Raw genomic sequence first — 8,139 nt, 5'->3', positions numbered from 1 at the left:
ATTCAGCCGGTCCCGGGGACCTCTAGAGTCACCGTGCCGATGGGCACCGGCGCATTGCGCAGGATCCAGTCGCGGGTGGTGTGGATGTGGCGGCCGGTGGAGAGGTCCATCACCGTGTCGGCGCCCCAGCGGGTGGACCAGACCAGCTTTTCCACCTCCTCTTCGATGCCGGAGCTGACGGCCGAGTTGCCGATGTTGGCGTTGACCTTGACCCGGAAGTTGCGGCCGATGGCCATGGGCTCCAGCTCGGGGTGGTTGATGTTGGCCGGGATGACGGCCCGGCCGGCGGCCACCTCGTCGCGCACCCACTCGGGGGTGATCAGCTCCGGGATGCGGGCGCCGCGGGCGTCGCCGCGCAGCCGGGCCTCGCGCTCGGCGTCGCCGCCGTAGGCCTGCATCCACTCGCGCCGGCCCATCTCGCGCAGGGCGACGAACTCCATTTCCGGTGTGACGATGCCGCGGCGGGCGTAGTGCATCTGGGTCACGCACTGGCCGGCGCGGGCGCGGCGCGGGGTGCGCTGCAGGCCGGCGGCCTGCTGGCGCAGGGCCTGCAGGCGTTCGGCGTCCGGGGTGTCCCGGCGGTCGCCGTCGTCCACCGCCTGCGGGGCCCGGCCGGCGTAGGGTTCGGTGTCGCCGCGGGCGTCCAGCCAGGGCGCGCGCAGCGCGGGCAGGCCGGTGCGCACATCGGCCGTGAAGCCCGGTGCGGTGTAGGGGCCGGAGGTGTCGTAGACGGTGACGCGCTCGCCGTTGCTCAGCGCGATCTCGCGCAGGGGCACGGCCACGCCGGGGTGCCGCGTGCCGGGCACATGCACCTTGCGCGAGGCGGGAAAGGGCGCGCAGGCCTGGGCCAGCAGGGAGGCGAAGGGGGGCTTCTCGGGCGCGTTCATGGCGGTCTCCTGAAAGGAACAGATGGACTGCTCCGGAGACCGCCCCGCCCCGGCTGATGCGGGCGGGGCCACGGCCGGGCTCGCGCCCGAGCCACGGACCACGCCCTCAGGGTGGGTCTAGCGCTCTTCTTCCGCCGGTACGAACCGGATCAAGTTCTCGGGTTGGGTGGGTCACCCTCTCAGCGCTGCGCGCGCACCCCGGAGCGGGATGCAGTGTAGCGCGCAGCGCCGGTCCCGCTTCAACCCAGAGGCACCGGCACGAACAGGGTCTCGTCGTCGCGCTTGATCAGCAGGGCCACCTGCTTGGGGTGGGTCTTGAGCACGGCGCGGATGTCGTCCAGGCCCTTGACCGGCTTGCCGTTGATGGCCAGCACGATCGGCCGGTCAACGCGATGGCGCACCGGGTCTGAAACAGCTTCGGAAAGCCATTCGGCAGCGCGCCGGAAATCGGGAATGGTCCGGGTTTTCAACGGGTTAGTACGCAGGGCACGAATCCCGGCGGGCCCGTGATCGCCGGGGGCCCAGCCGCACGGATGGAACCAAGCGCACCCAACAAAGAGACGCGATGCGCAATGCCCTGTCCAGCCACATCGAAAACTTGATTTCGGTCGGGCTGCAGCCGCGCCGTTCGGAGGGGAAAAGGCAACCTGTTCTACGACTCATGGACTCGCTGCATGAGGCAGCACGGCCTGGACCCGGCGCGGCCGACGCCGGCGCGCATCCTGCCCTCGGGCCAACTGCGCGAGCACCAGCAGCGCATGGAGAGCTTCCTGCGCGTGGCCCGCGCCGGGATGGAGGAGATGTACCGCCGCGTTGCCGATCTGGGCTACATGCTGCTGCTCACCGATGCCGACGGCATCGCGGTCGACTACATCGGCAACCCGGCTTCGGAACAGCAGCTCAAGGCAGCCGGCCTGTACCTGGGTGCCGACTGGAATGAGGCGCATGCCGGCACTTGCGGCGTGGGGACCTGCCTGATCGAGCAAGTGCCGATCACCTGCCACCAGACAGAACACTTCGACGCCACCCACATCGCGCTGACCTGCACCTCGTCGCCGCTGTTCGCGCCAGATGGCCAACTGCTCGGTGTGCTGGACGTGTCGGCACTGCATTCGCCCGAGGAGCGCGAGAGCCAACACCTGGTGTTTCACCTCACCTCGATGTACGCGCAGATGATCGAGGACGCCAACTTCCTGCGCACCTTCGGCCGTCACGGGGTGCTGCGGCTGGGCAAGTCCTGCGGGCTGGTGGAGGTGTCGGGTGAGGTGATGTTCGCCTTCGACGAGGACGGCAGCATTGTTGGCGCGAACACTGGCGCGCGGCGCCGCTTCGGCGGTGGCACCGGCAGCTGCACCTCGGGGATTGAGCTGGTCGGCCGCACGCTGGACGAGGTGGTCGGACTCGGGATCGACAGTCTGCGGGCCCTGGCCCGGGGCGGCGCGGTCAAGGAGATGTCGGGGCTGTGGACGCAGTTGCAGGAGCACTACTACCCGGCGGTGATCGCACCGCGCCTGCGGCCGCAGGCGGCTGCGCGGCCGCTGCTGTCGATCGATGTGGTGGCCCGGCCGGAGGGCACTGCGCCGGCCGCGACCGCGCTGGATGCCATCGGCGGCGGCGATGCGCAGATTCGCGAGCTCATCGACCGCAGCAAGAGGCTGGTGGATCACGGGGTGAGCTTGCTGGTGCTCGGTGAGACCGGATCAGGCAAGGAAGTGCTGGCGCGCGCGCTGCACGCGCACAGCCGGCGGCGTGACAAGCCGTTCGTCGCCGTCAACTGCGCGTCCATCCCCGAATCGCTGATTGAGAGCGAGTTGTTCGGCTACACCGCCGGCAGCTTCACTGGTGGCCGGGCCAAGGGTGCGAAGGGGCTGATCCTGCAGGCCGACGGCGGCACGCTGTTCCTCGACGAGATTGGCGACATGCCCTTGCACCTGCAAACGCGCTTGCTGCGCGTGCTCTCTGAGCAGGAGGTGCTGCCGATCGGGGCCGAGCGGCCGGTGCCGGTGCAGCTCAACGTCATGGCAGCCACGCACCGCGACCTGAGCGACCGCGTGCTCGATGGCAGTTTCCGCGAAGACCTGTACTACCGCCTCTCCGGCGCCGTGCTGCAGCTGCCGCCACTGCGCGTGCGCGATGACCGCGGCTACCTGATCGAGCGGCTTTGCGCCGAAGAGGCGGAACGCCTCGGCCGCGAGGTGACCCTGTCGGGGCCTGCGCTGCAGGCGCTGATGCGCCACGACTGGCCAGGCAACGTGCGCGAACTGCGCAATGCGATGCGCTATGCCGTGGCGATGAGCCGTGACGGTCTGATCGAGGTGGACGACCTGCCGGTGCAGGTGCTGCGCGGCGCGCAGGCCGGCCCGGCGCGGCTGGCGCTTGAACGGCCTGCAGTGCCGTCGGGCGACGTCGGCCACGAGCTTGGCGGCGCGCGGCTGCTGTCGGCCCTGAAGCAGCACAAGTGGAACGTCACGGCCGCCGCGCAGGCGCTGGGCATCTGCCGCGCCACGGTGTACCGGCAGATGAAGCGCCACGACATCACGCCGCCGCATCTGCTGTGAGCGCCGATGCCCGCCGGCGCTGCGGCGGGTCTCGTGGTCACCACGGCAGCACGTCGTCGGCGCGCGGTGGGCCCGATTGGTCAGGGCGTCAGAACGTGTGGTTGATGCCCACGTTCAGGAACGTCGTCTTCTTGCCGGGCGCGAAGCTGCCGTCGGCGACGATGCTGGTCTTCAGGCTGGCCAGCGATTTGGCGTCGACGAAGGCGGCCTGCGCGTACAGCGTGGTGCGCTTGGACAGCGCGTGGTCGTTGCTCAGCACGAGGTTGCGCGTGTGGTCCTCGCTGTTGCGCTTGTCCTTGTTGTCGTAGTAGGCCAGCGTGGCCGTGTTGGCCTGGCTCCACTGCCAGTCGACACCGCCGCTGTACGCATCGACCTTGGAGGTGGGCAGGCCGTCGGAGTTGCTGTTCTTGCCCTGCAGCCAGTTGATCTTGAACGTGAAGGCGCCGAACGGCACCGCGCCGCCCAGGCCCGCGTGCTCGATGTTGCGGTTACCGGTGGTGAGGTCCTTCATCGCCTGGTACGAGGCCGACAGCACCACCGGCCCGTTGTACGCGGCGCCGACCGCATAGGCGGTGTTCTTCGAGGTATTGCCGGCCTGCTCGCCCAGCGAATACAGCACGCCGAAGGTCACCGGGCCGAGCGTGTTGCGGTACTGGATCGCGTTCTTGAAGAAGATCCCGACGTCGTTGTTGGTGTTCACCGCCGTGCTGCCCGCCAGCGGCTCGAGCTGGTTGTAGGCCCAGGCGTAGAGATTGGAGAACTGCTCCTTGAAGGCCCGCGGTTCGGTGCCGAGGTGCGCCAACAGCGCCGGGCCGTACTGGCGCCCGATCGTCACCGAACCCCAGTCGCCCGACAGGCCGAGGTTGGCCTGCCTGCGGAAGATGATGGTGCCCGAGCCGGCGGTGTCGCCGCTGCCGTGCAGTGCGCCGGTGTCCATGTCGAAGTGCGACTCGAGGTTGAAGAAGGCCTTCAGACCGCCCCCCAGGTCTTCGCTGCCCTTCAGGCCCCAGACACTCTGGCGCAGGCCGCTGGTCTCGACACGGGTCTGACTGCCGCCGGTGCGCGACTTCGACTGGCTCAGGATGCCTGCGTCGACGATGCCGAAGAGTTGCACCTGCGAATCGGCCAGGGCCGGGGCAGTGAAGGCGGCGATGGCGGCCATGGCCAGCAGTGAGCGGTGAAGGTTCTTCATGGATGTCTCCTTATGGGTTGGGTTCTGCGCCCCGGCCCGGATGGACCGTGAGCCCGAGCCCTTCTGCAGCCTCCATGCCACTGCCATCGGGCGGCGACGGGGTGGTGTCGCAGCGTGTCGCTCCTCGTGTGAAGGCCCTGTCTGCGCTGCGACAGGTGTCGCGAGCAGCGACAGTCGATCTGCGACAGATGCTCAATGCAAGGGTGGGTTGGGGCCGTGTTCCAGGACGTTTGCTGGCCTCCCATGTCCTCTGGCCGTTGGCATGGAAGCTGCGGATCCAGGCCGTGCGGCACCGATCCGCGCGATCCACATACCAGGAGACATCCATGCAGAAGTTCACGAGCCGGCTGGGGCTGCTCGCCATGCTCACCACGTTCGTCGCGTCCACGGCGGGCGCGGCCAACCCAGGGATCGACGATCCGAACAACTGGCCGCAATACCACCGCAGCTACAACGCTTGGCGCTACAGCCCGCTGGACCAGATTAACCGGGGCAACATCCAGAAGCTGAAGGTGGCGTGGATTCACCAGCCCGGCGCCGTGACGCACGGTCTGCAGGCCACGCCGATCGTCATCGATGGCGTGATGTACACGATCGCCGCGGACAACAACGTGTTCGCGCTCGACGCCGCCACCGGCAAGGTGCTGTGGCGCTGGACCGCCAAGCTCGATCCGATCGTCAAGGAGGTGTTCTATCAATCCGCCAGCCGCGGCGTGACCGTCGGGCGTGGCAAGGTGTTCGTGGGCACGCTGGACGGCCGCTTCGTCGCGTTGGACCAGAAGACGGGCAAGCAGCTATGGTCCACCCAGCTCAGCGACCAGCGCAAGGACTACGGCGCGCTGTTCTCGTCGCCGCCGCAACTGGCCGGCGACACGCTGTTCGGCGGCACCACCGGTGGCGACCAGCCCATCATCGGCAAGATCTTCGCCGTGAATGCCGACACCGGCCAGCGCACCTGGACCTTCGAGGTGCCGCGCGATGACCCGAAGAGCTGGCCCGGCGACAGCCGCACCCGTGGCGGTGGCTCGGCCTGGCTGCCAGGAACCTATGACCCGACCACCGACACGATCTACATCGGCACCAGCAACGCCTCGCCGGACTTCAACCACGACGGTCGCGAGGGCGACAACCTCTACACCGCGACGCTGCTGGCGCTCGACCCGAAGACCGGCAAGGTGAAGTGGTACCGCCAGGAGGTGCCGCAAGACACCTGGGACTTCGACGCGGCCTACGAGGCGCTGCTGGTGCCAGACGGCAAGGGGGGCACCTCGCTGGTCCACCTGAACAAGAACGGCTTTGTCTACGTGATGGACAAGGACAGCGGGGCGATGAAGAACGCCTGGCAGTACACCGAGAACATGAACTGGGCCAAGGGCGTGGACGTGAAGACGGGCCTGCCGATCGAGCCCATGTACCCCGAGACCGGGAAGGAGAAGCTGCACTGTCCCAACCTGCTGGGCGCGCGCAGCTGGAATGCGGGCGCGTACAGCCCGAAGACGCGGCTCTGGTACTCGCAAGGCATGGAGGTGTGCAACATCGTCGCCAGCGCCAAGCAGGGGCCGGTGCCCGGCATCGGCGGGCTGGCGCTGGGCCTGTCGGATATCCAGCTCACCGATCCGCCGGGCAAGAAGGCCGATGGCTGGCTGGGGGCGTTTGACCCGCTGACCGGCAAGCAGGCGTGGAAGGTGCGCTTCGACATGCCGCCGCTCAGCGCCGTGCTGGCCACCGGTGGCGGCCTGGTCTTCACGGGCGACATGCATGGCGTCCTGTACGCCTTCGATGCCGACAACGGCAAGGAGCTGTGGCGCTTCAACGCCGGTTCGGGCGCGCGCGGCGGCCCCGTGAGCTACGCCGTCAATGGCAAGCAGTACATCGCCATCCCGACCGGGCTGGGCTCCCACGCACCGGGCTTCCTGACCGGCGCGTTCCCGCAGATCCGCGACCTGCCCGGCGGGTCGGCGCTGATCGTGTTCTCGCTGGATTGAGCCAGCGCGACGTTTGTTCAGAGGGACGGTTCACCGCCGTCGTCGCCCTTGGGAGGAAGGCCGTGGGGCTTTCCTCCCCTTTTCAGTTGTTGTCGATGAACGAGGATGTGACGTGATGAGGAAATGCCTGCAGTGGCCGGTCGTGGCCTTGGGGGTGGCATCGTGGACGCAAGCGCAGGCGCATGTGACGCTGCCTTCCGATCCCCCCCCAGCGGTGGCCGCCTCGGCCCCGGCGCCGCCGTTCGACCTGCTCGACCCGGCGCGCATCGCCTCCGGCAAGGCGCGCTTCGGCTCGACCTGCGCGGCCTACTGCCATGGCCGCGAGGGCGAGGGGGGCAAAACCCCGCCGTTCAAGGGCCGCACCGACCTGACACCCGAGACTGCCTTCAAGACCATCAGCGAAGGCCGCCGCGGCACCGACGTGATGCCGCCGTGGGGCAAGGCGTTCTCACAGGAAGAGATCTGGGAGCTGGTGGCCTATATCCAGGCGCTGGGGCGGCAGCCGCGGCCCCAGTAGGCGTCAGGAGAACTCAACCCAGAGGCACCGGCACGAACAGGGTCTCGTCGTCGCGCTTGATCAGCAGGGCCACCTGTTTGGGGTGGGTCTTGAGCACGGCGCGGATGTCGTCCAGGCTCTTGACCGGCTTGCCGTTGATGGCCAGCACGATGTCGCCCTGCTCGATGCCGGCCCGCGCGGCCGCGCCCTCGGCGTCGTCCACCAGCAGGCCGCTCTCCACGCCGGCCTGGCGCTTCTCGTCGCGGCTGAGGTTGCGCAGGGCCAGGCCCAGCTGCGGCCCGTCGGCCGCCGTGTCGCCGGCCGAGGCGTTCTCGTCCTGCGCCTTGCCCAGCTTGGCCTCGATGGTCTTGCTGCCGTGGTCACGCCAGAGGGTCAGCGTCACCTTCTCGCCCGGGGCGGCCAGGCCGATCTGGCTGGACAGCGAGCCCGCGTCGGTCACCGGCTTGCCGTTGACCTGGGTGATCACGTCGCCCGGCTTGATGCCGGCTTCGGCAGCGGCGCTGCCCTTCTCCACCTTGGAGACCAGCGCGCCCTCGGGCTTGGCCATGCCGAAGGAATCGGCCAGGGCCTGGTTGACCGGCTGGATCATCACGCCCAGACGGCCGTGCTGCACATGGCCGGTGGCGACGATCTGGTCCTTGACCTTCATCGCGATGTTGATCGGGATGGCGAAGGACAGGCCCTGGAAGCCGCCGCTCTGGGTGTAGATCTGGGCGTTGATGCCGATCACCGCGCCGCTGCCGTCGAACAGCGGGCCGCCGGAGTTGCCGGGGTTCACCGCGGCGTCGGTCTGGATGAAGGGCACCACGGTGTCGTCGGGCAGCGAGCGGCCCTTGGCGCTGACGATGCCCTGGGTGGCCGTCTGTTCCAGGCCGTAGGGCGCGCCGATGGCCAGCACCCGGTCACCCACCTCGGCGGCGTCCGAATTGCCCAGGCCCACCGTGGGCAGATCCTTGGCGGCGATGCGCACCACGGCAATGTCGGTCACCGGGTCGGACCC

The 8,139-nt window shown here is 68.8% G+C and carries 6 protein-coding genes, 1 pseudogene and 1 riboswitch; of the genes and pseudogenes, 3 read left to right on the top strand and 4 right to left on the bottom strand.

The genetic code is table 11. The features are described 5' to 3' along the window. Positions 1-23: 23 nt before the first annotated feature. A pseudogene (locus tag I73_RS26595) lies at positions 24-887 on the bottom strand (phosphomethylpyrimidine synthase ThiC); the annotation flags it as partial. A 109-nt stretch (positions 888-996) separates the two neighbouring features. Further along, positions 997-1,098: riboswitch (TPP riboswitch) on the bottom strand. Positions 1,099-1,126: 28 nt separating this feature from the next. Continuing rightward, complete coding sequence (locus tag I73_RS33115; RefSeq protein WP_022980008.1) at positions 1,127-1,288, bottom strand: PDZ domain-containing protein; 162 nt, start codon at positions 1,286-1,288, stop codon at positions 1,127-1,129. Positions 1,289-1,645: 357 nt separating this feature from the next. Between I73_RS33115 and I73_RS26590 the strand changes: the two genes are divergently transcribed. Continuing rightward, on the top strand, positions 1,646-3,445 hold the full coding sequence (locus I73_RS26590; RefSeq protein WP_234409443.1) for a sigma-54-dependent Fis family transcriptional regulator: 1,800 nt from the start codon (positions 1,646-1,648) through the stop codon (positions 3,443-3,445). Positions 3,446-3,533: 88 nt separating this feature from the next. On the opposite strand, the gene I73_RS07270 is transcribed toward I73_RS26590, so the two are convergent. After that, positions 3,534-4,637, bottom strand: a complete 1,104-nt coding sequence (locus I73_RS07270) for a porin (RefSeq protein ID WP_022980006.1) — start codon at positions 4,635-4,637, stop codon at positions 3,534-3,536. A gap of 326 nt (positions 4,638-4,963) precedes the next feature. On the opposite strand from I73_RS07270, the gene I73_RS07265 reads away from it, so the two are divergent. Further along, positions 4,964-6,622 (top strand): PQQ-binding-like beta-propeller repeat protein, encoded by a 1,659-nt coding sequence (locus I73_RS07265; protein ID WP_022980005.1) that lies wholly within the window; start codon positions 4,964-4,966, stop codon positions 6,620-6,622. A gap of 214 nt (positions 6,623-6,836) precedes the next feature. Beyond that, positions 6,837-7,139 (top strand): cytochrome c, encoded by a 303-nt coding sequence (locus tag I73_RS26585; RefSeq protein ID WP_234409442.1) that lies wholly within the window; start codon positions 6,837-6,839, stop codon positions 7,137-7,139. 13 nt (positions 7,140-7,152) lie between these two features. On the opposite strand, the gene I73_RS07255 is transcribed toward I73_RS26585, so the two are convergent. After that, positions 7,153-8,139: PDZ domain-containing protein (locus I73_RS07255; RefSeq protein ID WP_022980003.1), on the bottom strand; the 987-nt coding region annotated here is incomplete at its 5' end.

Origin of the sequence: Ideonella sp. B508-1 (genome assembly GCF_000333615.1) — a bacterium.
Taxonomy (GTDB): domain Bacteria; phylum Pseudomonadota; class Gammaproteobacteria; order Burkholderiales; family Burkholderiaceae_C; genus Ideonella.
The sequence above is the reverse complement of the archived record's forward strand: the minus strand, read 5'-3'. Positions and strand labels throughout refer to the sequence as shown.

Excerpts from the sequence above, each read along its gene's own strand:
- I73_RS07270 (WP_022980006.1), bottom strand. The coding sequence starts at position 4,637 with ATGAAGAACCTTCACCGCTCACTGCTGGCCATGGCCGCCATCGCCGCC.
- I73_RS07265 (WP_022980005.1), top strand. The coding sequence starts at position 4,964 with ATGCAGAAGTTCACGAGCCGGCTGGGGCTGCTCGCCATGCTCACCACG.
- I73_RS26590 (WP_234409443.1), top strand. The coding sequence starts at position 1,646 with ATGGAGAGCTTCCTGCGCGTGGCCCGCGCCGGGATGGAGGAGATGTAC.